General features: G+C 62.3%; 19 protein-coding genes and 1 tRNA gene. 2 read left to right on the top strand and 18 right to left on the bottom strand.

Annotated features, from left to right (window positions below):
- Positions 1–152: 152 nt before the first annotated feature.
- From fusA to rplJ, 11 genes are all read right to left on the bottom strand, one after another.
- A complete protein-coding gene (fusA, locus tag ACFO5X_RS18190) occupies positions 153–2,276 on the bottom strand; it encodes an elongation factor G (RefSeq protein WP_380719614.1) in 2,124 nt (707 codons plus the stop codon).
- Positions 2,277–2,303: 27 nt separating this feature from the next.
- Entirely contained in the window at positions 2,304–2,774 is a 471-nt protein-coding gene (rpsG, locus tag ACFO5X_RS18185; protein ID WP_380719612.1) for a 30S ribosomal protein S7, read from the bottom strand.
- Positions 2,775–2,861: 87 nt separating this feature from the next.
- Entirely contained in the window at positions 2,862–3,233 is a 372-nt protein-coding gene (gene rpsL, locus ACFO5X_RS18180; RefSeq protein ID WP_008883423.1) for a 30S ribosomal protein S12, read from the bottom strand.
- Positions 3,234–3,545: 312 nt separating this feature from the next.
- Entirely contained in the window at positions 3,546–4,412 is an 867-nt protein-coding gene (locus tag ACFO5X_RS18175; RefSeq protein ID WP_380719609.1) for a DMT family transporter, read from the bottom strand.
- 3 nt (positions 4,413–4,415) lie between these two features.
- Positions 4,416–5,222: a glycosyltransferase gene (locus ACFO5X_RS18170; protein WP_380719607.1), complete on the bottom strand. Its 807-nt coding sequence runs from the start codon at positions 5,220–5,222 to the stop codon at positions 4,416–4,418.
- Between the two features lie 127 nt (positions 5,223–5,349).
- The gene (locus ACFO5X_RS18165; protein WP_380719605.1) at positions 5,350–6,066 is read right to left on the bottom strand and encodes a VPLPA-CTERM sorting domain-containing protein; all 717 of its coding nucleotides are present in this window, start codon (positions 6,064–6,066) and stop codon (positions 5,350–5,352) included.
- 246 nt (positions 6,067–6,312) lie between these two features.
- A complete protein-coding gene (gene rpoC / locus ACFO5X_RS18160) occupies positions 6,313–10,557 on the bottom strand; it encodes a DNA-directed RNA polymerase subunit beta' (RefSeq protein WP_380719603.1) in 4,245 nt (1,414 codons plus the stop codon).
- An 87-nt stretch (positions 10,558–10,644) separates the two neighbouring features.
- Positions 10,645–14,781 carry a DNA-directed RNA polymerase subunit beta gene (rpoB, locus tag ACFO5X_RS18155; protein ID WP_380719601.1) on the bottom strand — a complete coding sequence of 1,379 codons (4,137 nt, stop codon included), beginning with the start codon at positions 14,779–14,781 and terminating at the stop codon, positions 10,645–10,647.
- A gap of 274 nt (positions 14,782–15,055) precedes the next feature.
- The gene (locus ACFO5X_RS18150; protein WP_380719599.1) at positions 15,056–16,267 is read right to left on the bottom strand and encodes a PAS domain-containing protein; all 1,212 of its coding nucleotides are present in this window, start codon (positions 16,265–16,267) and stop codon (positions 15,056–15,058) included.
- Positions 16,268–16,388: 121 nt separating this feature from the next.
- On the bottom strand, positions 16,389–16,766 hold the full coding sequence (gene rplL, locus ACFO5X_RS18145) for a 50S ribosomal protein L7/L12 (RefSeq protein WP_380719597.1): 378 nt from the start codon (positions 16,764–16,766) through the stop codon (positions 16,389–16,391).
- A gap of 72 nt (positions 16,767–16,838) precedes the next feature.
- Positions 16,839–17,354 carry a 50S ribosomal protein L10 gene (rplJ, locus tag ACFO5X_RS18140; protein ID WP_380719595.1) on the bottom strand — a complete coding sequence of 172 codons (516 nt, stop codon included), beginning with the start codon at positions 17,352–17,354 and terminating at the stop codon, positions 16,839–16,841.
- Positions 17,355–17,711: 357 nt separating this feature from the next.
- On the opposite strand from rplJ, the gene ACFO5X_RS18135 reads away from it, so the two are divergent.
- Entirely contained in the window at positions 17,712–18,461 is a 750-nt protein-coding gene (locus tag ACFO5X_RS18135) for a YkgJ family cysteine cluster protein (RefSeq protein ID WP_380719593.1), read from the top strand.
- Positions 18,462–18,524: 63 nt separating this feature from the next.
- On the opposite strand, the gene rplA is transcribed toward ACFO5X_RS18135, so the two are convergent.
- The 6 genes from rplA to ACFO5X_RS18105 all read right to left on the bottom strand — a co-directional run bounded on the left by rplA (position 18,525) and on the right by ACFO5X_RS18105 (position 21,548).
- Positions 18,525–19,223 (bottom strand): 50S ribosomal protein L1, encoded by a 699-nt coding sequence (gene rplA / locus ACFO5X_RS18130; RefSeq protein WP_380719591.1) that lies wholly within the window; start codon positions 19,221–19,223, stop codon positions 18,525–18,527.
- A gap of 1 nt (position 19,224) precedes the next feature.
- Positions 19,225–19,650 (bottom strand): 50S ribosomal protein L11, encoded by a 426-nt coding sequence (gene rplK / locus ACFO5X_RS18125; RefSeq protein WP_380719589.1) that lies wholly within the window; start codon positions 19,648–19,650, stop codon positions 19,225–19,227.
- Between the two features lie 155 nt (positions 19,651–19,805).
- Complete coding sequence (locus ACFO5X_RS18120; protein ID WP_380719587.1) at positions 19,806–20,393, bottom strand: YdeI/OmpD-associated family protein; 588 nt, start codon at positions 20,391–20,393, stop codon at positions 19,806–19,808.
- A gap of 1 nt (position 20,394) precedes the next feature.
- Positions 20,395–20,928: a transcription termination/antitermination protein NusG gene (gene nusG / locus ACFO5X_RS18115; protein WP_380719585.1), complete on the bottom strand. Its 534-nt coding sequence runs from the start codon at positions 20,926–20,928 to the stop codon at positions 20,395–20,397.
- Between the two features lie 215 nt (positions 20,929–21,143).
- On the bottom strand, positions 21,144–21,335 hold the full coding sequence (gene secE, locus ACFO5X_RS18110) for a preprotein translocase subunit SecE (protein WP_380719584.1): 192 nt from the start codon (positions 21,333–21,335) through the stop codon (positions 21,144–21,146).
- 137 nt (positions 21,336–21,472) lie between these two features.
- Positions 21,473–21,548 (bottom strand) — tRNA-Trp (locus ACFO5X_RS18105).
- A 130-nt stretch (positions 21,549–21,678) separates the two neighbouring features.
- Here ACFO5X_RS18105 and ACFO5X_RS18100 point away from each other — a divergent pair.
- Positions 21,679–22,374 carry a lysophospholipid acyltransferase family protein gene (locus ACFO5X_RS18100; protein ID WP_380719581.1) on the top strand — a complete coding sequence of 232 codons (696 nt, stop codon included), beginning with the start codon at positions 21,679–21,681 and terminating at the stop codon, positions 22,372–22,374.
- Here ACFO5X_RS18100 and ACFO5X_RS18095 read toward each other — a convergent pair.
- The coding region (locus tag ACFO5X_RS18095) for a tetratricopeptide repeat protein (protein ID WP_380719579.1) at positions 22,371–24,043 on the bottom strand (1,673 nt) is incomplete at its 5' end. The two genes, ACFO5X_RS18100 and ACFO5X_RS18095, sit on opposite strands and share 4 nt — an antisense overlap.

Below are 24,043 nucleotides of genomic sequence, written 5' to 3'. Positions count from 1 at the left end.
GGTCAACGTGACCGATCGTCCCGATGTTCACGTGCGGCTTGTTGCGTTCAAATTTTGCCTTGCCCATTTGGGTCTCCTTTGTCTTGTCGCGGTGGTGGGCACATTGCCCACCCTACGGGTCTGGGTAGGGTGGGCGATCCGCCCACCACGGCTTATGCGTATTTCGCCTGGATCTCGTCCGAGATGTTCTGCGGAACCGGATCGTAGTGGTCGAACTGCATGGTGAACTGGGCACGGCCCGACGACATCGAACGCAGGGTGTTGATGTAGCCGAACATATTGGCCAGCGGCACCATCGCGTTGATCGCCACGGCGTTGCCGCGCGTGTCCTGTCCGGTCACCTGGCCCCGACGCGAGGTCAGGTCGCCGATCACGCCGCCGGTATAATCCTCGGGCGTCACCACCTCGACCTTCATGATCGGTTCCAGCAGCTTGGCGCCGGCCTTCTTCATGCCTTCCCGCATGCACATGCGCGAGGCGATTTCGAAGGCGAGAACGGAGGAGTCCACGTCGTGGAACTTGCCGTCGATCAGCGCGACCTTGAAGTCGATCACCGGGAAGCCGGCCAGCGGGCCAGAATCCATCACCGACTTGATGCCCTTTTCGACACCGGGGATGTATTCCTTGGGCACCGTGCCACCAACGATGCGCGACTCGAAGGAGTAGCCTTCGCCCGGCTCGGTCGGGGTGATGACCAGCTTGACCTCTGCGAACTGACCCGAGCCACCCGTCTGCTTCTTATGGGTGTAGGTATGCTCGACTTCACGGCTGACGGTCTCACGGTAGGCCACCTGCGGCGCACCGATATTGGCCTCGACCTTGAATTCGCGCTTGAGGCGGTCGACGAGGATGTCGAGGTGAAGTTCGCCCATACCTTTCATGATGGTCTGGCCCGATTCCTGATCGGTTTCGACACGGAAGGACGGGTCTTCGGCGGCGAGGCGCTGGAGACCGTGGCTCATCTTCTCCTGGTCGTTCTTCGTCTTCGGCTCGATGGCGATCTCGATCACCGGATCGGGGAAGGTCATGGTTTCGAGAACCACGGGATCCTTGTCCGAGCAGAGCGTGTCGCCGGTCGTCGTGTCCTTGAGGCCCGCCAGTGCGATGATGTCACCGGCATATGCCTCGGTGATCTCTTCCTGCTTGTTGGCATGCATCATGACCATGCGGCCGATGCGCTCTTTCTTGCCCTTGGTCGAGTTCAGCAGCTGGTCGCCCTTGGCCATCTTGCCCGAATAGATGCGGGTGAAGGTCAGGGTGCCCATGAACGGGTCGTTCATGATCTTGAACGCGAGGCCCGAGAAGGGCTCTTCGTCCGACGCATGACGCTCGATGTTCCGGGTTTCCGTCTCGTCGCCGGGTTTGAAGCCGACGTAGGCGGGAACGTCCAGCGGGCTGGGCAGATAGTCGATCACGGCGTTCAGCAGCGGCTGGACACCCTTGTTCTTGAACGCCGAGCCGGCCAGAACTGGAACGAAGGACAGCGACAGGCAGCCCTTGCGGATCAGCTTGCGCAGGGTCGCCTCGTCGGGCTCTTCGCCCTCGAGGTAGGCCTCCATCGCGGTGTCGTCCATCTCGACGGCGACTTCGATGAGCTTGGCGCGCCATTCGTCGGCCAGGTCCTTCAGCTCGTCACGGATAGGCTGACGGGTCCAGGACGCGCCGAGGTCCTCGCCCTTCCAGGTCCACTCTTCCATCTTGACGAGGTCGATGATGCCTTCGAGCTTGTCTTCCGCGCCGATCGGCAGGGCAACGGGTGCCGGGATCGCACCGGTGCGGTCCTTGATCATCTTGACGCAGTTGAAGAAGTCGGCGCCGATCTTGTCCATCTTGTTGACGAAGACAATGCGCGGAACCTTGTAGCGGTCAGCCTGACGCCACACGGTTTCGGTCTGCGGCTCGACACCGGCGTTGCCGTCCAGCAGGCAGACAGCGCCGTCAAGCACGGCCAGCGAACGCTCGACTTCGATGGTGAAGTCGACGTGGCCGGGGGTGTCGATGATGTTGAAGCGGATCTTGGTGTCCGAGGTGCCTTCGGCGGTCGGATCTTCCTGACGCTGCCAGAACGTGGTGGTGGCAGCCGAGGTGATCGTGATGCCGCGTTCCTGCTCCTGCTCCATCCAGTCCATGGTGGCGGCGCCGTCGTGGACTTCGCCGATCTTGTGGGACTTGCCGGTGTAATACAGGATACGTTCGGTCGTCGTTGTCTTGCCCGCATCGATGTGGGCCATGATACCGAAGTTACGGTAGCGTTGGAGCGGATAATCGCGTGCCATGGGGGCGGTCCTCGAAACTGTAGTGGGTTACCAGCGGTAGTGGCTGAATGCCTTGTTGGCATCGGCCATCTTGTGCGTGTCTTCACGCTTCTTCACCGCTGCGCCGCGCGACTGCACGGCATCCAGAAGCTCGCCTGCAAGGCGCTCTTCCATGGTGTTTTCATTGCGGGCCCGGCTGGCGTTGATCAGCCAGCGGATGGCCAGGGCCTGGCGGCGCTCGGGGCGCACTTCGACGGGCACCTGGTAGGTGGCGCCACCGACCCGGCGCGAGCGAACCTCAAGGCTGGGCTGGATGTTGTCGAGCGCTTCGTGGAAGACTTCCAACGGCGAGCGCTTGACCTTGTTTTCAACCCGATCAAGGGCATTGTAGACGATCTTTTCGGCGACCGACTTCTTGCCCTGTTTCATCAGGTTGTTCATGAACTTGGTAAGCACGATATCGCCAAATTTGGCGTCGGGCAGAACTTCGCGTTTTTCGGCGGCGTGACGACGGGACATCGGTGTCTCTTCCTCGTATGGTGCGGACGGCGGGGCACGCCCCGCCCTACAGATATGGGTAGGGCGGGTTTCACCCCGCCGCGTGGATCATTTCGGCCGCTTGGCGCCGTATTTCGAGCGACGCTGCTTCCGGTCCTTGACGCCCTGCGTGTCAAGCACGCCGCGCAGGATGTGATAGCGAACGCCGGGAAGGTCTTTCACGCGGCCGCCGCGGATCAGCACGACCGAGTGTTCCTGCAGGTTGTGGCTTTCACCGGGAATATACGAGATGACCTCGAACCCGTTGGTCAGGCGCACCTTGGCAACTTTCCGCATTGCCGAGTTCGGCTTCTTCGGAGTCGTGGTGTAGACGCGCGTGCAGACGCCACGCTTTTGCGGGCACTGCTCCAGGTGCTGGGACTTCGAGCGTTTAACTTTGGGCTGCCGCGGCTTGCGGATCAGCTGTTGGATCGTTGGCATTTCCGGTTCATTCCCCGTTTCGCAAACACATGTGTCATGCACGCATGTGCGTGCGGCTTCGTCTTCCAGCGTCTTACGCGTCCGCAAAACGCAAAAACCGCCTTCGTCCCCGTTTCAGGAACGACGCGGTGGGTTTCCAGAGGATCGGGTCCCTCGCGGACCGGATCGTGACCACTACAGTTCTGAGATCGGCGCACGGGAAACACCATGGCCGAGATAGCGCGCGTATATGGGGAGTCGCGGACCTTGTCAACAGCACCCGGCGGCGCGCCGCCGGGTGGAAAATGCCGGCTGGTCCCGCGTTTTGCGGGCTCAGGACGCCGCGACCACCCGTTCGCGGTAGAAGGTGAAAAGCCCCGAGGCAACCACAACCCCTGCCCCGAGCATGGTGATTCCGTCCGGCCACTGTTCAAAGACCAGCCAGCCCAGGACCAGAGCCCACAGGAGACCGGTATAGCGGAATGGCGCGGTGAACGAAATTTCGCCCAGGCGCATGACCATCACGCTGAACAGGTAACCGAAAAAGACAAAGATCGCCGCACAGCCGATCAGCAGGCCAAGCCGCGGGTCGATCTGAACCCAGTCCACGCCAACCGAGCCGATCGCGGCCAGCCCTGTCACCGCGAAGGCAGAGGTCAGGGCGACCGTCAGGGACGGAACCCGCGCGGACAGCTTGCGGGTCGCCAGATCGCGCAGGGTAACGCATGCGACTGAAGCGAGGCCGTAGACCGCGTGCAGGGTAAAGCCGTCGGGTCCCGGACGCACGATCAGGAGCATGCCACAGAAGCCGACACCGATGGCGGCATAGCGCCGCCAGCCGACCGTTTCGCCGAAGAACAACGAAGCTCCCAGGGTCACGGCCAGGGGCAGCGCCTGCATCAGCGCAGTCAGGTTCGCGATGGGCATGTGCAAAAGGGCGCTGAGGAAGAAGTAGGTGGCCGAGGCCTCGCCCAGGGCACGCAACCCCAGCATCACCCAATCCGTGCGGGGCAGATCGAACCGCAGCGCGCCGAGATGCCGGGCGAGGCCGTAAATCAGCGTGCAGGCGATAAGCCCACGCAGCAGCACTAGTTGCGGCAGTGGCACGTCGATACCCGCAAGCTTCATGCAGGTGTCGTTGAACGTGAAGGCCGCCATACTGGCGATCATGTAGAGCGCGGCGCGCGCATTGGGCGACATGGGTCAGAGCGCCTTCAGATCGTCGAAAGTCAGGTGGAAATGCGCCTTGAGCGCCTTGGCAATCTGTCGGGGCTTCATCTTGCGGGTCAGTCCCATCTGCGTCGGGTTCGATTTGTTGTCGCCGTGGATCGAGCGAATGTAGGCTGGCACCGAGATGTCCGAATAGCAGTCATAATACTGTGGCAACTTCCGGTGCACATAGCGGTAGGGGTTATTCGGGTAGTCCACTGGCGCGACCAGTGTCGTCCCGGCGGCCAGGGGCGCACGCTCGCAAGCGTCGAAGACTTCGGTCTCGCTCTGGGTCGTATCGACGTAGAAACCGCGATTGCAGGCGATGATCAGAGGCGCGTTCTGGTCGCGCAGTGCAACCAGTCCCGCAGCCAACCGCTTGGTGCGCGCGATGAAATCGCGGTCGACCGCGTCGTCGTCGTCGAGTCGGAACATGATCCGATGCGTGGCGTCGCCCAGGTCAACGGACTGATAGGCGGCGCGCAGCAAGGGATAATGCTTGTCCGATCCGACCTGGCGCAACTCGATGTTGGGCAAGGGCGCCAGCAGAGTCTCGAGACGCGAAAGCCAGGGTTCGGGCAGGGCCTGGGCCGTTAGGACGAGGGCGGTAAAGTCGGGGTCCGATTGCCGGGCGAGCGATGGCAGACAAAGCGCTTCGAACAGGCGAAAACGTAATTCCATCCGCTCTGGTGCGAAGAGATGGACGGCGGTTTGTTCCAGCGTCTTGAACCGTTCGCTGTAATAGGTCGGGGTCAGCACCGAAAAGCGCAGCAGTCCGATTGTCTTGAAGGTCGCGACCATATTCCGCCTCCCGCCGGAGACGGTCTAGCAAGTTCGGGCGGAACGGCAAGGGCCATCCGGCGCAGTCAGAGCTCATGATTGCACGGGCGGGTCGAACCGGCCTGAATGGCCAGCTCGACCCCTCAGATCACGCCGGACGCAGCCGGCGCCGGACGAAGGCCACTATGCCTACCGCGCTTGCCAACATCGGCAATGACGCGGGCAAAGGCACCGTATCAATGGTGGAGACACCCGCGCGTCCGACAAAAACGATATCCGGATCCGAAAAGGACGAACTTCCAAGAATGTTACGGATCGAAATCGTCAGCAATTCGTCCCCGACGCTCAAGCCAAATGGGGCACTCAGCAGATCAAAGACAACCCGGTTCTGATAGTTCGTGCTGATCGCCGTCTGGTGAACCGGGAAAACTCTCGCATCGATCCAGCTCCCGTCATTGATCTTTATTTCGTAATAATGACCTTCTTCGTCGACGCCCGAGTTGCTCGAAGCCTGCTCGTAGACTGCAACCAACGAAGCGTCTCCTGGGCCGATAAGTATGCCCTGTCCGTAGTGGAGCGTCATGTACTCCTGATTGGTCGCATTCCCCAGGCTCAGCTGATCGCCCGGATCGACCGGGGAAAAGCTTCCTCCCGGCGCCGCTGCCAGCTCGCCGACTGTATAGCCGTCGACCCCCGCCGCATTGTCGAATAGAACGCCCTGTTGGTAAGACGAATCCGTCGTGACGTATGCACCGATAAATTGATCGAGATCGAAGGTAAGCTCTTCAATCGAAACGGTTGTAGCATTCGCCGCAACTGGCAGACTCGCCACCATTGCCACCGCAAGCACAGTCCTAATCTTCATTTCTTTCCCCCTGATGTAATTTAACCGCGCCCAATTCGCGGCCTATCCGTAAATCCGTGAAATCCGGAAGAACGAATAAGAAACGCTACGATTGTTCCGCAGAACCTGTCAATCAAGACATCAATTCGCCGGATCCAAATCGTCAAGGAGTTCTTGATTGACACGAAAAAGCGCAGGCACCGCCACGCCGTTTTGAAACGAAAAAGCCCCGCCGAAGCGGGGCTTTCAATCTTTAGGACGGTAGGATCAATCCCGGCTTTCCGGCGTATCCACCAGCGTGTCGAATTCATCACCGCCGATGATGTCGCCGTCCAGCACCGGTGCGGCGAGCGCAGCGGCTGCTTCGGCCTCCTCGCGGCGGGCCTCAATGACCACGTTGTCACGCTCCTGCGCGATCCGGCGCACGCGCTGGGTCGCCCCGCCCGTTCCGGCCGGGATCAGACGGCCGACGATGACGTTCTCCTTGAGGCCGACCAGCTTGTCCACCTTGCCCTGCACCGAGGCTTCGGTGAGCACGCGGGTGGTTTCCTGGAAGGATGCCGCCGAGATGAAGCTGCGGGTCTGCAGCGACGCCTTGGTGATGCCGAGCAGGATCGGTTCGCCCTGGGCCGGACGGCCGCCACGGGCGATCGCCTTTTCGTTGGCCTCGTCGAATTCTGCCTTGTCGACATTCTCGCCCTTCAGAAGCACGGTATCGCCGCTGTCCGAGATCTCCCACTTCTGGAGCATCTGACGCACGATGACCTCGATGTGCTTGTCGTTGATCTTCACGCCCTGCAGACGATAGACCTCTTGCACCTCGTTGATCATGTAGTTCGCCAGAGCCTCGACCCCCATGATTGCAAGGATGTCGTGCGGCGCCGGGTTGCCGTCCATGATGTAGTCACCCTTCTGCACGAAGTCGCCTTCCTGCACCGGGATGTGCTTGCCTTTCGGCACCATGTATTCGATCGGCTCCATCGTGTCGTCCGCCGGCTCGATGGTGATGCGACGCTTGTTCTTGTAGTCGCGTCCATACCGGACATAGCCGTCTATCTCGGCGATGATGGCGTGATCCTTGGGACGGCGTGCTTCGAAGAGTTCCGCCACGCGGGGAAGACCCCCGGTGATGTCCTTCGTCTTGGCGCCTTCGCGCGGGATACGCGCGACCACGTCACCGGCGCGAACCTCCTGACCGTCTTCGATCGAGAGAACCGCGTCCACCGACATCGGATAGGTCACCGGGTTGCCCGCATCGTTGCGCACCGGTTCGCCATCCTCGCCCACAAGGATGATCTCGGGCTTGAGCTCGTTGCCCTTGGGCGCGGCCCGCCAGTCGATCACGATCTTCTGGGTCATGCCGGTGGCTTCGTCCGTCTCGTCGCGCACGGCGATGCCGCTCGTGAGGTCGACGAACTTGGCCGTGCCCGACTTCTCGGCGATGATCGGCAGGGTATACGGGTCCCATTCGAACAGCTTGTCGCCGCGCGCCACCTTGGCCCCGTCCTTGACGAAGATCTTCGAGCCGTAACCGACCTTGTGGCTGGCCCGCTCGTCGCCGTTCTCGTCACGGATGACCAGCTTCATGTTCCGGCCCATGACCATCGTGTCGCCGTTGGCGTTCTCGAGAAGCTGAGCATTCTCGTAGGCGATCGTGCCGGGCTGGGTGGCTTCGAGGAACGACTGCTGGCCGCCCTGCGCCACGCCGCCAATGTGGAAGGTCCGCATCGTCAGCTGGGTGCCGGGTTCACCGATGGATTGCGCCGCGATGATACCCACCGCCTCGCCGGTGTTCACCATGGTGCCGCGCGCCAGGTCGCGACCGTAGCACATGGCGCAGACGCCTTCTTCGGCCTCGCAGGTCAGTGCCGAGCGAATCCGCGCCGAGGCCACACCGGCCTCTTCGATGAGGTCCGCCGAGCGTTCGTCGATCAGTTCGCCATAGGCCACAAGCACCTCGTCCGAGCCGGGGCGCAGGATGTTCTCGGACGCAACACGGCCGAGGACGCGATCCGCCAGGGTCGCCACGACTTCGCCGTCGTTCACCGCAGCCTCGACGGTGATGGCGCGGTCGGTGCCGCAGTCCTTCATCCGCACGATGCAGTCCTGAGCCACGTCGACAAGTCGACGGGTCAGGTAGCCCGAGTTCGCCGTCTTGAGCGCAGTGTCCGACAGACCCTTGCGGGCGCCGTGGGTCGAGTTGAAGTATTCAAGAACGGTCAGACCTTCCTTGAAGTTCGAGATGATCGGCGTTTCGATGATGTCGCCGTTCGGCTTGGCCATCAGGCCGCGCATCCCGCCGAGCTGTTTCATCTGCGTGACCGAGCCCCGCGCACCGGAGTGCGCCATCATGTAAACCGAATTCGGTTCCATTTCGGCGCCATTCTCATCACGCTTGGGGGTCGAGATCGAAGTCATCATGGCCTCGGTCACGCGGTCGTTACACTTGGACCAGGCATCGACAACCTTGTTGTATTTTTCGCCCTGGGTGATCAGGCCGTCCATATACTGCTGCTCGAAGTCCTTCACCTGATCGCGGGTTTCCTCGACGATCGGCCATTTGGAATCCGGGATCAGCATGTCGTCCTTGCCGAAGGAAATCCCCGCGGCGAAAGCTTCCTTGAAGCCCATCGACATGATCTGGTCGCAGAAGATCACCGACTCTTTCTGGCCGCAGTAGCGGTAGACGGTGTCGATGACCTGCTGCACTTCCTTCTTGCGCAGCAGGCGGTTGACCAGCTCGAACGGCGCTTTGGCGTTCAGCGGCAGAAGTGCGCCAAGCTTGACCCGGCCTGGCGTGGTTTCGTAACGCTTGACGATCTCGTTGCCCTCATCGTCGATCTGCGTGACGCGGGCGGTGATCTTGGAGTGCAGGTGCACGACACCGGCGTCGAGCGCATGCTGCACCTCGTCCACCGAGCCGAAGACCATGCCTTCGCCCTTCATGCCCTCACGCTCCAGCGTGACGTAGTAGAGGCCAAGAATCATGTCCTGCGACGGAACGATGATCGGTGCGCCGTTGGCAGGCGACAGCACGTTGTTCGTCGACATCATCAGGACGCGGGCTTCCAGCTGGGCCTCGAGGCTCAGCGGGACGTGAACGGCCATCTGGTCGCCGTCGAAGTCGGCGTTGAAGGCCGAGCAGACCAGCGGGTGCAGCTGGATCGCCTTGCCTTCGATCAGCACCGGCTCGAACGCCTGGATGCCAAGACGGTGCAGCGTCGGCGCGCGGTTCAGCATCACCGGATGTTCGCGGATCACCTCGTCAAGGATGTCCCAGACTTCCGGGCGCTCTTTCTCGACCAGCTTCTTTGCTTGCTTCACGGTCGACGACAGGCCCTTGGCTTCAAGCCGCGAATAGATGAACGGCTTGAACAGTTCGAGCGCCATCTTCTTGGGCAGGCCGCACTGGTGCAGCTTGAGTTCCGGCCCGGTCACGATGACCGAACGGCCCGAGAAGTCGACGCGCTTGCCAAGCAGGTTCTGACGGAACCGGCCCTGCTTGCCCTTGAGCATGTCGGACAGCGACTTCAGCGGGCGCTTGTTGGCCCCCGTGATGACGCGGCCGCGACGGCCGTTGTCGAACAGGGCGTCGACCGACTCTTGCAGCATCCGCTTTTCGTTGCGGACGATGATGTCGGGCGCGCGCAGTTCGATCAGCCGCTTGAGGCGGTTGTTCCGGTTGATCACGCGGCGGTAGAGGTCGTTCAGGTCGGACGTGGCAAACCGGCCGCCGTCCAGAGGGACCAGCGGGCGCAGTTCCGGCGGGATCACCGGGATCACGGTCATCACCATCCACTCGGGCCGATTGCCGGATTCGAGGAACGATTCCACGACTTTCAGACGCTTGATGATCTTCTTCGGCTTCAGTTCGCCGGTTGCCTCGGCGAGTTCCGCACGCAGCTGCTCGGCCTCGGCTTCGAGGTCGATCTGCGCCAGCATCTCGCGGATGGCTTCCGCACCGATGTTCGCGGTGAACGCATCCATGCCATAGGCATCCTGCGCGTCCATGTATTCCTCTTCGGTCATCATTTGGCCGTATTGCAGGTCGGTAAGACCCGGCTCGATGACGACGTAGTTTTCGAAATACAGCACGCGTTCCAGGTCACGCAGGGTCATGTCCAGCATCAGGCCGATGCGCGACGGCAGCGACTTCAGGAACCAGATATGCGCGACGGGCGAGGCCAGTTCGATATGGCCCATACGCTCGCGCCGGACCTTCTGCAGCGTGACTTCCACGCCGCATTTCTCGCAGACGACGCCGCGATACTTCATCCGCTTGTACTTGCCGCAAAGGCACTCGTAGTCCTTGATCGGCCCGAAGATGCGGGCGCAGAACAGGCCGTCGCGCTCGGGCTTGAAGGTCCGGTAGTTGATGGTTTCCGGCTTCTTGATCTCGCCGTAGGACCACGAAAGGATCCGTTCGGGCGACGCCAGAGAGACCTTGATCTCGTCGAACACCTTCGGCGGGGTCAGCGGGTTGAACGGGTTGTTGGTCAGTTCCTGGTTCATTTTCAAATCCTTGAATATCGGGCGGCAGGGCGATGGTGGGCGAAATCGCCCACCCTACGGGGTGCGTAGGGTGGGCAATCTGCCCACCTATTCCTCTTCCGCATCCAGGAGTTCCATGTTCAGGCCGAGGCCGCGGACTTCCTTCACGAGCACGTTGAAGCTCTCCGGCACGCCGGCTTCGAAGTTGTCCTCGCCCTTGACGATGCTCTCGTAGACCTTGGTCCGGCCGGCCACGTCGTCCGATTTGACCGTCAGCATCTCCTGCAGGGTATAGGCGGCGCCGTAGGCTTCCAGCGCCCAGACCTCCATCTCCCCGAAGCGCTGACCGCCGAATTGCGCCTTGCCGCCCAGCGGTTGCTGGGTGACGAGGCTGTACGGCCCGGTCGAACGCGCGTGGATCTTGTCGTCGACCAGGTGGTGCAGCTTCAGCAGATACTTCACGCCCACCGTCACCGGACGGGCGAACTGCTGGCCGGTGCGGCCATCGAAAAGGATCGACTGCCCCGAGGTGTCGAAACCGGCGCGACGCAGCGAGTCGTTGACGTCGGCCTCCTTGGCACCGTCGAAGACCGGAGTTGCGATCGGAACGCCGCGGGTGACGTTCTGGGCCGCTTCCACCAGACGGGTCTCGTTCATGTCCTCGAGACCTTCGTCATAGACGTCGTCCCCATAGGCATGGCGCATGGCATCGCGAACCGGGGTCAGGTCACCCGACCGGCGATATTCGTCCAGCGCGTCGTCGATCCGCAGGCCCAGACCGCGCGCGGCCCAGCCCATATGCGTCTCGAGGATCTGCCCGACGTTCATGCGCGAGGGCACGCCCAGCGGATTGAGGCAGAAGTCGACCGGCGTGCCGTCCGCGAGGAACGGCATGTCCTCGATCGGGACCACCTTCGAGATCACGCCCTTGTTGCCGTGACGCCCGGCCATCTTGTCGCCCGGCTGCAGCTTGCGCTTCACCGCGACGAAGACCTTGACCATCTTCATCACGCCCGGAGGCAGATCGTCGCCCCGGCGCACCTTCTCGACCTTGTCCTCGAAACGAGCGTCGAGTGCACGCTTCTGCGCCTCGTATTGCTCGTTCAGGGCCTCGACGATCTGGGCGTCCTTCTCTTCGGCCAGCGCCAGCTGCCACCACTGGCCACGGCTCAGCGTGTCGAGCAGCTCCTCGGTGATTTCCGAACCCGGCTTGATGCCTTTCGGACCCTTCACCGCGGATTTGCCGAGGATCAGATCCTTGAGGCGGGCGTAGATGTTGCGGTCGAGAATCGCCAGCTCGTCGTCGCGGTCGCGCGCCAGGCGCTCGACTTCCTCGCGTTCGATCTGCAGTGCGCGCTCGTCCTTTTCAACGCCATGGCGGTTGAAGACGCGGACTTCCACGACCGTGCCGAAGTCGCCCGGCTTGACCCGCAGCGAGGTGTCGCGCACGTCACTGGCCTTTTCCCCGAAGATAGCGCGAAGGAGTTTCTCTTCCGGCGTCATCGGGCTTTCGCCTTTCGGGGTGATCTTGCCGACCAGGATGTCGCCCGGCTCCACATCGGCACCGATGTAGACGATGCCCGCCTCGTCGAGGTTGCGGAGAGCTTCCTCGCCGACGTTCGGAATGTCGCGGGTGATTTCCTCGGGCCCAAGTTTGGTATCGCGGGCGGCGACCTCGAATTCCTCGATGTGGATCGAGGTAAAGACGTCATCCTGCGCGATGCGCTCGGAGATCAGGATCGAGTCTTCGTAGTTGTAGCCGTTCCAGGGCATGAAGGCGACAATGACGTTCTTGCCAAGCGCCAGTTCGCCCAGATCGGTCGACGGGCCGTCGGCGATCACCTCACCCTTGTCCACCGTCTGGCCCACCTTCACCAGCGGGCGCTGGTTGATACAGGTGTTCTGGTTCGACCGCTGGAACTTGCGCATGCGGTAGATGTCGACGCCCGCATCGCCGAGTTCGAGATCATGCGTCGCCCGGATCACGATACGCTGGGCGTCCACCTGATCGATGACCCCTGCCCGGCGCGCCATGATGGCGGCGCCCGAGTCACGTGCGACGACTTCCTCGATCCCGGTGCCGACCAGCGGCGCCTCGGCCCGCAGAAGCGGAACCGCCTGACGCTGCATGTTCGAGCCCATGAGAGCGCGGTTGGCGTCGTCGTTTTCAAGGAACGGGATCAGCGAGGCGGCAACGGAAACCAGCTGCTTAGGCGAAACGTCGATCAGGTCGACATTCTCGCGCGGCGAGAGCGTGTAGTCGCCCGACTTCCGGGTGCTGACCAGATCGTTGATGAAGTTGCCGTCGGCGTCCAGCGTCGCGTTGGCCTGCGCCACGGTGTGGCGCATTTCTTCGGTCGCGGACATGTAATGGACTTCGTCCGTCACATGGCTGTCCTTGACCACGCGGTATGGCGTCTCGATGAAGCCATACTTGTTCACGCGGGCGAAGGTGGCCAGCGAGTTGATCAGACCGATGTTCGGGCCTTCCGGCGTCTCGATGGGGCACATCCGGCCGTAGTGGGTCGGGTGAACGTCGCGCACCTCAAAGCCCGCACGCTCGCGGGTCAGGCCGCCCGGCCCGAGGGCCGACAGACGCCGCTTGTGCGTCACTTCCGACAGCGGGTTCGTCTGGTCCATGAACTGCGACAGCTGCGAGGAGCCGAAGAATTCGCGCACGGCAGCAGCCGCGGGCTTGGCGTTGATCAGATCCTGCGGCATGACGGTGTCGATTTCGACCGACGACATGCGTTCCTTGATGGCGCGCTCCATGCGGAGCAGACCCACGCGATACTGGTTTTCCATCAGCTCGCCGACCGAGCGCACCCGGCGGTTGCCGAGGTGGTCGATGTCGTCGATGTCGCCCTTGCCGTCGCGCAGTTCCACCAGCGCCTTGATGCAGGCGACGATGTCTTCCTTGCGCAGGGTACGCTGGGTGTCTTCGGCGTCGAGATCGAGTCGCATGTTCATCTTGACCCGGCCCACGGCCGAGAGGTCATAGCGCTCGCTATCGAAGAACAGGGTGTCGAACAGGGACGAGGCAGCTTCGACGGTCGGCGGTTCACCCGGGCGCATGACGCGATAGATATCCATGAGCGCGGTATCGCGGTTCATGTTCTTGTCCATCGCCATGGTATTGCGGATGTACGCACCCACGTTGATGTTGTCGATGTCCAGGACCGGGATGTCGGTGATGCCGGCATCCATGAGTTCCTTGACGGTGCCACCCACCAGATCGCCGTCCTTGTCGTATTCCAGCGTCAGCTCGTCGCCGGCTTCGACATAGATCGCGCCGGTTTCCTCATTGATGATGTCCTTGGCGACAAATTTGCCGTTGATGGTGTCGAAGGGCACCAGCAGGTTCTTCACCTTGCCCTCGTCCATCAGCTTCTTGACCGCGCGCGGGGTCATCTTCTTGGTGGCTTCGGCGATGATTTCGCCGGTGTCAGCATCGACCAGGTCGAAAGGCGGACGGGTACCGCGCACACGCAGCGGGAAGAACGGGGCGACCCAGCCCGTGTTCTTCTTCTGCAGGCTGTAGGTGATGGTATCGTAATAGGCATCCATGATGCCTTCCTGATCCATGCCCAGCGCATAAAGCAGGGTTGTCACCGGCAGCTTGCGGCGACGGTCGATACGCGCGAAGACAATGTCCTTGGCGTCAAATTCGAAGTCGAGCCAAGACCCGCGATAGGGAATGATGCGGCAGGCGAAGAGCAGTTTGCCCGAGGAATGCGTCTTGCCTTTGTCATGGTCGAAGAACACGCCCGGGCTGCGGTGCATCTGGGAAACGATGACCCGCTCGGTGCCGTTGACGATGAACGTGCCATTGGGCGTCATGAGCGGCATGTCGCCCATGAACACGTCCTGCTCCTTGATGTCCTTGACCGACTTGGCGCCGGTATCCTCGTCGACATCGAACACGATCAGGCGCAACGTCACCTTGAGCGGCGCCGAATAAGTCATGTCGCGCTGCTGGCATTCGTCGACGTCGTATTTCGGCTTTTCCAGCTCGTAACGAACGAATTCCAGAACGGACGTTTCGTTGAAATCCTTGATCGGGAAAACCGACTGGAAGACACCCATGATGCCTTCGCCATCGGCGGGCTTGTCACCATCGCCGGAATTCAGGAACAGGTCATAAGAAGATTTCTGAACCTCGATGAGGTTCGGCATTTCCAGCACTTCGCGGATTTTGCCGTAATATTTGCGGATACGCTTCTGGCCGAGGAAGGACGTCGCCATGGATAAGGGATCTCCAAGTCATCTCAGGCTACAGCACGGTTGGGCGGCCGGCTGCACCAGATCCGGGTAGCTTCGTTTCCATACCAGGAGAGCTTCCCACAGCTCTCCGCCCGAAACGGAAGACAACCCCGTCAAAGCAGGACGCATCCTGCTTTGAGAGGGTAGTCAAAAACGGATTTGATTCTTGCGGCGCCTGTTGTTCGAATCACGACTTCGGCTATCTAACAAGCCACAGAGCAGCTTTCAACCACCTGCCGGCGGTTCATGCGCCACGTCACGCGGCGCTCAGGCCGTCCACTCTTCCGCCAAGACCATGGCAGGCGAGGTAAATCCGGTCAAGGGCGCGCTCAAGCTCCTGCTGGAAGGTGGTCAGCCGATCCGCCACCTCGTCGATGCCGCTGGTATCTTCGCGGATTGCGGCCGCCTCGATCCGGCAGATAACGCGCGTGACGGCAAGTCCCGACACCTGACGCCGCAGCTGGGCGGCAAGATGGACGAAGTGCCCCACCTCCGCACCGATCCGGCGACACCCGGCGACAGCGTTCTCGGTAAAACGCTTCTGCGCGGCGGTGAGGATTTCCACCTCGCGTTTATGACCGTGCGATCCGCGGTTCGGTTCTGACTCGCAGAATTGCGCGATGGCCTCTCGATAGAGGAAGCTTGCGCACAGGCCCATCCTTCCGTCATGCGCAGTCTGCAGCAGGACTTCGAGCCCGTCAGACAGCTCGGATATCGACCGCAGCAGTTCATCGGCCAGAAGCCCGTAGTTCTGCGCGACCACTTTCATCGGTTCGCGATTGGTCTTGAGTCGCGATCCCAGGATGATGAGGTTGGCGGGCGAATTGCTGATCAGCGTGAAGGAGTCCTGGACCAGCCGCACCTCCTTCATCAACTCGGCCAGGTGACCGCCCATCTCGTCGAAGCGTGCGACTCCCGCAGCCACGGGACGCCCCAGCGCTGCGCCGCGAGATGTAAATTCGGCCCCCAGCGCATGCCCCATGAAGGCCCGATAATCCCAGAATCCCATCTCGCAGATCGCGCGGCCGATGGCCTCGGCGCTTTCGGCGGGCGACTGGCCCGCCGACTCTGCCAGGATCTGGCGGCGATAGAGGTCGGAAACTGTTTCAAGGATCGGAGTAGACGGCTTCAGTCGTACCGAAAGAAAGTCGCCCTCGACCGGGAGGACGACGGCGTAGACCCAATAGTGTCGCCCATCCGCGGCGCGATTCTTGACATATCCGCCAAAGGGGCGGCCCTGCTTCAGGGTGGACCACATCAGATGAAAGACGCCGCGCGGCATGTCGGGATGGCGGATCAGCCGATGGGGTGCACCGATCAGCGTTTTCCAGTCGTATCCCGAGAGCCGGGCGAAGACGCTATTGCCCGAGAGGATCACGCCCCGCTCGTCCGTTCGGGACAGGAAGAGTTCGTCAATCCCGAAGCCTGCAACCGGCTCGTCGATAACCCGCACTTCTTCCCGACTCACTGTTTGCCCCCGCATGTTTGATTGAGGGCAGGGTTAACCGGAAAGTGTTGTCCGACCCTTAAAATGCAATCGGGCGCCGCTTGCGCGACGCCCGACCGATTTCGGGATTGCCCCAGGCCTATCAGGCCAGGTCGACCTCGGCGCCAGCTGCAACCAGCTTGGCCTTGATGTCTTCGGCTTCAGCCTTGGACACGCCTTCCTTGATCTTGCCGCCGGCTTCGACCAGGTCCTTGGCTTCTTTCAGGCCCAGACCGGTGATGCCACGGACTTCCTTGATCACGTTGATCTTGGAAGCGCCGGCGTTCTTCAGAACGACGTCGAATTCGGTCTTTTCCTCTTCGGCAGCAGCGCCGGCATCCCCTGCCGGACCTGCCATCATCACGGCGCCACCGGCAGCCGGCTCGATGCCGTATTCGTCCTTGAGGATGGTTTTCAGTTCTTGTGCTTGCAGCAGCGTGAGGTTCACGATCTCTTCTGCGAGTTTCTTCAGATCAGCCATTTTATCAGCTCTTTCCGTTTACAGGTGTGTGTTCCAGCGACGCGGGATGTCCACGGGCCGGTCATGCAGTGCTCAGGCGGCCGCCTTGTCTTCGATGGTGGACAAGATGGACGCGATGTTCGAAGCAGGGGCGCCAATGGCACCGGCGATATTCGCGGCAGGCGCGCCGATGCAGCCAACGATCGAAGCGATAAGCTCCTCGCGGGACGGCATTTTCGACACGGCCGTGATACCGTCACGGTCCAGAGCGTTCGCACCCATGGCCCCGCCCAGGATCACGAACTTGTCGTTAACCTTGGCGAAGTCCTCGGCAACCTTGGCCGCAGCCACAGGATCCTCGGAATAGGTGAGAACGGTCATGCCCGTCAGGAGATCTGCAATGGAAGCGCAGGGTTTTCCCTCGAGGGCGATCTTGGCGAGCCTGTTCTTGGCAACACGCACGGAGCCGTTCGCGGCGCGGGCGCGCGCGCGAAGGTCCTGCATCTGAGCAACTGTCAAACCGGTGTAGTGGGCAACCACGACAACGCCAGAGCTTTCGAAGATCTGGCCGAGTTCCTCGACCAGTTTCTCTTTCTGGGCTCTATCCACAGTCTTACTCCAAGTTATGGAGGTGTGACCCTCCGGCTCATTTCAGCCGGGCCAAGCGTGGCCCGACATCGGGTCCGCACGGGTCCTTCCCAATCACGCCCGAAGGATTGCTCCCCGGAAAGTATTGTTCATTTCCCGTCTCAGGCAGGAATTATGGGCAAGCCCACCCGCCGTCTCGGACGAAACGCCAGACCGGCCGAATCCCGGCCTGCCTGACGAGCGGTGTCTCTAGGCTGTTTTGCCAGGCTTGTGAAGAGCAAAAGCAGAGCGGGGCATGAACGTCCCGTTGCAGATTGCCGAGCGGCCTCGCAATCTCCTAGAAGGCGGCCAGCCCGCCATTCGCCCGCGAGACCAGCCATGCCCCTCGAGCCCTCCACAGCGCCGGTCACGTTCCGCCTGTTGAACACCCGCCTCGCCCGCGCCAGCGTCTGGGCCTTTGGTGCGGTCATCAGTGCCCGTGCGCGCACCCGGCTGGCCGGATACCTCGCTCGTGCCGAACAGGCGGGTCACACCCCCGAGGAGGTCGCCGACGCACTCGCCTCCGGCGCCACCGCCCGCGCGCTGGCCGATCAGATCACCGACGAGATCACCACCGCCTCCCCTGCCCTCGTCCGCGACATCGCTTGCCGCTCGGGCTGCGCCTGGTGCTGCATCTTCCTCGAAGGCGATGGTGGGCTGATCACCGAGGCAGAGGCGCGCGGCCTTTACTCGGCGCTCGCCCCCTTGTCTGGCCAACGCGACGGTCGGAGCTGGCACCCCAAAGCCTGCGCGGCGCTCGACCCGGTGACGCGCAACTGCCGCGCCTACGGCACCCGGCCGATGATCTGCCGCAGCTTCATCTCGACCGACGCCGAGGCCTGTCGCGAGAACGCCGAAGGCGGCGATGCCGAAGGCTCGGGCACAATCGGCAGCCAGGTCGACTACCTCGCGCTGCTGGCCCTGTCCCGCGATATCCTGCGGGGCCGACGCAGGCTTGCGACCTACAGCCTCGAGGCCCTCGCCCGCGCCGCGTCCGACGGGGTCACGGCCGAGGCCGCGCTGGCCGCCGCCCGTCACGCCCCGCGCGAGTTGCGCCTCACCTGCGAGGACTTCGCCGATTCGATCTGAGCCCTTTACATGCAAAAGGGCGGAGCCAAAGCTCCGCCCTATGCAGACCGGTCGAAACCGGAATTATTCGGCAGAGGCGCTCGCCACGTCGATGCTGACGCCCGGACCCATGGTGGAGCTGATCGACACCTTCTTCAGGTAGGTGCCCTTAGCTCCGGCCGGCTTGGCGCGGGCCACGGCGCCAACGAAGGCGCGGATGTTCTCGGCCAGCGCCTTCTCGTCGAACGAAGCCTTGCCGACACCGCCGTGCACGATCCCGGCCTTCTCGACCTTGAACTGCACTTCACCGCCCTTGGCAGCCTTCACGGCATTGCCGACGTCCATCGTCACCGTGCCGACCTTCGGGTTCGGCATCAGATTGCGGGGGCCGAGGATTTTACCCAGACGACCGACGATCGGCATCATGTCCGGGGTCGCGATGCAGCGGTCGAATTCGATCTTTCCGCCCTGGATGGTTTCCATCAGGTCCTCGGCACCAACGATGTCGGCGCCGGCTGCGGTGGCCTCATCGGCTTTCGCGCCACGGGCGAAGACGGCGACGCGCACGGTTTTGCCGGTGCCGTTGGGCAGGCCGACGACGCCGCGGACCATCTGGTCGGCGTGACGCGGGTCGACGCCCAGGTTCACTGCCAGTTCGACGGTTTCATCGAACTTGGCCGAGGCGTTGGACTTGACCAGCTTCACGGCGTCTTCAACCGTCAGCGCGGCCTTGCCTTCGAAGTTTTCACGGGCAGCGCGGGTACGTTTTCCAAGCTTTGCCATCTTACTTCACCTCGATGCCCATGGAGCGGGCGGAGCCCAGGATGATCTGCATCGCCGCCTCGACCGAGTTGGCATTCAGGTCCTTCATCTTCGCTTCGGCGATCTCGCGCACCTGGGCGACGCTGACGCTGCCGGCGGTGTCGCGGCCCGGCTTTTTCGAACCCGACTGAAGACCGGCTGCCTTCTTGAGGAAATAGGACGCCGGGGGCGTCTTGATATCGATCGTGAAGGACTTGTCCTGGTAATAGGTGATGACGGTCGGGCACGGCGCGCCGACTTCCATGTCTGCGGTCTTGGCGTTGAACGCCTTGCAGAATTCCATGATATTGATGCCGCGCTGACCCAGTGCCGGGCCGACCGGCGGCGACGGGTTCGCCTTGCCTGCGGGCACCTGGAGCTTCAGCGAGCCCACGAGTTTCTTGGCCATTGGCCTTCTCCTTTTCAACGCCGTCGGGGCGCGCCCCTTCGGCCGTGTGTTGATGTGGTCCGGTCCGTCCGCCGCGGCGGTCTCGCCTCCCACATGGATTGCCGCGAGGTGCGACAGGGGCGGCGCATACACCGGCCACGACCTGCGTGCAAGGCCTAATGGTCGTGCAGACCCTTGCCCGCCATAATCAGCGGCCGGGCCTTTTCGACGCGCGCGATACGCGTGGAGGATTGCTTCGCGCCCGAGATGTGGATGACCCAGCCCCTGCGGCGGCCCGGCGTCAGATTGTCAAAAGCTTCGGCCAGTTCGGGGTCTTCGGCCATCGCCTTGGACAGTTCGTCGGGCAGTTCGAAATCGTCATCAGGCAGATCGACTTTCAGACCCTTGCGTTCGTTCTCGATGGCGTGGCGGATGAAGGCGCGCAGCGCCTTTTCACCTGTCGCGATTTCTTTGAGGCTCGTGAACCTGAAATATCGGGCCGAGCGGGAATTGGGACCGGGCGCCTGCAAAAGCCCTTCGGGATCGTCCAGAAGCACGCCTTTGAAAAACGAGACGAAGGCCGCGTCGTTCAGAGCGTCCATCATCAGGATATTCGCGTCATGGGCCCGGTAGCAGGGTGACCGCCACTTCAGCGTTTCGGTCAGATCCTCAGAGAGGAGGATTTCCCGAAGCGCGACCATCTCGTCACGCCACGGCCGACCCTTGGAGAGATACCGCTCGATACGAGGATCGGCGGTGCCCATGTCAGCCCTGTTTTGAAACCTGGGCGAACTCCAGTTCGACCGGAGTCTCGCGGCCGAAGATCGAGACGGTCACTTTGAGGCGCTCGTTTTCCTCGTCGACCTCTTCGACCATGCCGTCGAAATCCTCGAACGGGCCGTCGTTCACCTTGACCTTCTCGCCGATCTCGAAACGGATCAGCGTGCGCGGCTGATCCTCGCCTTCCTGGACACGGTTAAGGATTGCATTCACTTCGGCGTCCCGCATCGGCATCGGCCGGCCCTGGGGACCGAGGAAACCCGTGACACGATTGATCGAGTTGATCAGGTGATACCCCTTGTCGCTCATCTCCATGTGGACGAGCACATAGCCCGGCATGAACCGGCGTTCAGTGGTGACCTTCTTGCCGCGACGGATTTCGATGACCTCTTCCGTCGGCACCAGCACTTCGTCGATTTCGTCGCCGAGGTTCTGTTCGGCCACCGAAGTCCGGATCTGTTCGGCAATCTTCTTCTCGAAGTTCGAAAGAACGCTGACCGAGTACCACCGTTTCGCCATCGCCTGTGCCGTCCTATCTTATTTACGGGCCTCCCCGAGGGAGGGCCGGTTTCTGTTCCTCTGGCGGACCTGTAGGGCCCGGACGTCCCGGAATACCAAACCGGCGCGCAACGCGAATCGCCGCACGCCAAGGACCGAAAACAGCCGCTGGCCTAAACGCCCCGGGTAGAATGATCAAGTCCGAACGGCACCAGGCCCGTCCGGGTGCCGGGTCATCAGAAGGCGCCGAGAATGCCCCGAAGGCCGAACTGAATGACCAGATCGACCAAGGCGAAAAACACGGCGGTCAAAGCGGCCATCACGAAAACCATGACCGTTGTCAGCATGACTTCGCGGCGGGTGGGCCAGACCACCTTCGAGATCTCGTTGCGAACCTCGTTGACGAATTTGAACGGGCTGGTGGCCATGATGCGGGCCCTTCTCGAATTGCTGTTGCCGCCGCACATAGACTGACGCGGCGATACATTCAAGGCCGGTCGACGGCCGTAACCCCGGCGCACCAAGGGCCGGACATCTGAAGGCGCGGGGGGAGGTTCGGCTTGACTGGCAGGGGCAGCAGGGTTCGAACCCGCGACCTACGGTTTTGGAGACCGTCGCTCTACCAACTGAGCTATACCCCTAAGCCGCGCTTCCTCTATGACAGCGGCGCTCGGGGAGCAAGAGGGAATCTCCCGGATTGGTCTGAACGCTTGCCTCAGCTGAAGAAACCGGCTGTAAGGCCCCGGATGAACTGAAAAGAGGCAAAACCGCGTGAGTCTGAGACGAAAAATAGCTGACAGCCCCCGGCTCAACCGGGCTTTGGAAGCGATGATCGCCGGATATGTGCGCTTTGCCTATACCACGTCGCGCTGGGAACGCATCGGCTTTGAGGCCATGGAGGACGAGTTGCGCCGGGGCGAACCGGTCATCTTCTGCGTCTGGCATCAGCGGCTGATCATGGCGCCCTGGATGTTTGATACAGGTCTGGGAAAGTTTTGCTCTCTCACCTCCTCCGCCCGCGCCGGCATGCTTGTGGGCAGTGTTCTGGGCCGGTTCGGATTCGACACGGTGCCCATGTCCAGCCACAAGCGCCACGTCGCCCTGTCGCGCGAGGTGCTGAAACGGATCGCCGACGGCTATACCATTGGAATTGCGGTCGACGGGCCGCGCGGGCCGGCCCGCGTGGCCTCGACCGTTCCCCTGGTCTGGGCGCGCAGCACCGGCAAGCGAATCTTCGTTCTCTCCTGGTCGGCGCGGCGATATCTGCGTGCAGGATCCTGGGACCGGTTCCTGCTCCCCCTGCCCTTCACGCAGGGTGTGCTCATCTGCCGTCCGTGGAGCGAGGAGGTGCCGCGCGGGCTGGATGTGGCGGGCACCGAAGAGCTGCGCCTGCGGCTGGAACGCGCGCTGGACGACATCACCGACGCCAGCGACATCGCCGCGGGGCGCCACCCGGAGCAGCGCTAAGGCGTCAGGGCATACCGTGCCCGCATCCGGATCGCCTGTACCAGCTGGCCTTTGCCGATCAGCGCCTGAAGAAATTCCGGCAGGTTGCTCTTTGCCAGACCTGCGGAGACTGCCGCATCGAAGCTGGCCTCGGCACTGAAGAAGCTTTGTTCTGCCACCAGCACCTGCGCGTCATAGAACAAGGCCCAACGGTCCTTTGGGCGCAGCGACAGCGCGCTGTCGATAGCGGATCGCGCAACCCTCCGATCCTCAAGCTGCAAGGCAATCCGGGCCTGCAGAAGATAGTCGTGAAAATCGGCATCCGGCCCGTCGGCATTACGCGCGATCTGCTCCATCGCCGGCTCGAGCTGGCCATCGTCAAGCAGCAGGCTGGCACGCCAGTAGATCAGGAAATCGTCGTTCGCGATCCGGGAATCGGCCCCGGCCAAAAGGGCGAGTGCCTCCTGCCGCTGCCCGAGGGCGTCCAGCGCACGCGCCTTTCGCACAAAACCTTCCGACCAGTCCGGCCTCAGTTCGATGACGGCTTCGGCATCTTTCAGGGCCATCTTGGGGTGATCCAGATAATAGTGGATCAACGAACGTCGCGACAGCGCGTGAGCCGATTCCGGTTCTTCCTCCACCGCCCTGTTGATCGGACCAAGCGCTTCCTTCCAGCGGTCCTGTTCGGACAGGAGGTAGGCGAGGCCATATTGCGCGTTGGCGTCGCTGGGATCCTGCTTGATCGCGGCGCGGAACGCGGTCTCGGCCGGTTTCCACTCTTCCGCGTCGACAAGGATCCAGCCCTTGCGACGCAACGCCCATTGATAGTCCGGGTCGATGGCCAGCGCCGCATCGAGCAGTTCGACCGCCGCATCGGCATCGATCTCGGTCGCATAGAACCGGCTGGCGCTCAGACCGGCAAGCACGCGGGCGTTGGGGGATCGTGCCAGCGCCGCCTCGAAATGGCGCGCTGCGGTTGTGTAATCCTCTTCGTCATAGCTGAGCCAGCCAAGCCCGGCGTGACCGTCGTCAGACGCCGGATCGAGTGTCAGGATCCGCTCGAAGGTCGCCCGCGCCTCATCATCGCGATCCAGCCCGTAGAGCGCCCACCCCAGCGAATCCAGCATGTCGATCCGCTGGCTGTGACTCGCCCCCTGCGCATCGAGCGCCTCGCGGCAGATGTCGACAAGGCGCAGATAGCTGGTCTTGAAGGCGATGCAGGTACTGGCAGGCGACTGCTGCGAATCCGGCAACGGTGGCTTTGCCTGCACCGGCGCGGTGAGGAGAACCAGGACGGCGATTTTCGCGGCTGGAAGCAAATGCCTTCGCGTGGAGCGCAGGAAAAACGCCGAACCCGGCACCGCACAGGGGGCATCGGCCCGGGACGAGAGTCTCGAAACATCCGAAATTTCAATGCTCATGGCTGACACTCTGCCCCGGAAAGCCGGCCAATTCCAGAGCGCAACGCACTGAAAGATAGGACTGTCGGCGCGGCGAAAGAAATTCGCGAATGGGGGCAGGGATGCACCGCGTCGCGATGTATTTCCAACGTCCCAACAAAAACGGCGCACGGTTTCCCGTGCGCCGCCTGATACCATGTGCGCCGCCAGAGCGGCATCGACTCTTACTTGACGATCTTGGCGACGACGCCCGAACCGACGGTGCGGCCGCCTTCGCGGATGGCGAAGCG

This window comes from Seohaeicola nanhaiensis (assembly GCF_042654245.1).
GTDB classification, from domain to species: domain Bacteria; phylum Pseudomonadota; class Alphaproteobacteria; order Rhodobacterales; family Rhodobacteraceae; genus Seohaeicola_A; species Seohaeicola_A nanhaiensis.
The sequence above is the reverse complement of the archived record's forward strand: the minus strand, read 5'-3'. Positions and strand labels throughout refer to the sequence as shown.

Coding starts and splice junctions, on each gene's coding strand:
- fusA (WP_380719614.1), bottom strand. CDS start 2,276: ATGGCACGCGATTATCCGCTCCAACGCTACCGTAACTTCGGTATCATG.
- rpsG (WP_380719612.1), bottom strand. CDS start 2,774: ATGTCCCGTCGTCACGCCGCCGAAAAACGCGAAGTTCTGCCCGACGCC.
- rpsL (WP_008883423.1), bottom strand. CDS start 3,233: ATGCCAACGATCCAACAGCTGATCCGCAAGCCGCGGCAGCCCAAAGTT.
- ACFO5X_RS18175 (WP_380719609.1), bottom strand. CDS start 4,412: ATGTCGCCCAATGCGCGCGCCGCGCTCTACATGATCGCCAGTATGGCG.
- ACFO5X_RS18170 (WP_380719607.1), bottom strand. CDS start 5,222: ATGGTCGCGACCTTCAAGACAATCGGACTGCTGCGCTTTTCGGTGCTG.
- ACFO5X_RS18165 (WP_380719605.1), bottom strand. CDS start 6,066: ATGAAGATTAGGACTGTGCTTGCGGTGGCAATGGTGGCGAGTCTGCCA.
- rpoC (WP_380719603.1), bottom strand. CDS start 10,557: ATGAACCAGGAACTGACCAACAACCCGTTCAACCCGCTGACCCCGCCG.
- rpoB (WP_380719601.1), bottom strand. CDS start 14,781: ATGGCGACGTCCTTCCTCGGCCAGAAGCGTATCCGCAAATATTACGGC.
- rplL (WP_380719597.1), bottom strand. CDS start 16,766: ATGGCTGATCTGAAGAAACTCGCAGAAGAGATCGTGAACCTCACGCTG.
- ACFO5X_RS18135 (WP_380719593.1), top strand. CDS start 17,712: ATGCCCCTCGAGCCCTCCACAGCGCCGGTCACGTTCCGCCTGTTGAAC.
- rplA (WP_380719591.1), bottom strand. CDS start 19,223: ATGGCAAAGCTTGGAAAACGTACCCGCGCTGCCCGTGAAAACTTCGAA.
- rplK (WP_380719589.1), bottom strand. CDS start 19,650: ATGGCCAAGAAACTCGTGGGCTCGCTGAAGCTCCAGGTGCCCGCAGGC.
- ACFO5X_RS18120 (WP_380719587.1), bottom strand. CDS start 20,393: ATGGGCACCGCCGATCCTCGTATCGAGCGGTATCTCTCCAAGGGTCGG.
- nusG (WP_380719585.1), bottom strand. CDS start 20,928: ATGGCGAAACGGTGGTACTCGGTCAGCGTTCTTTCGAACTTCGAGAAG.
- secE (WP_380719584.1), bottom strand. CDS start 21,335: ATGGCCACCAGCCCGTTCAAATTCGTCAACGAGGTTCGCAACGAGATC.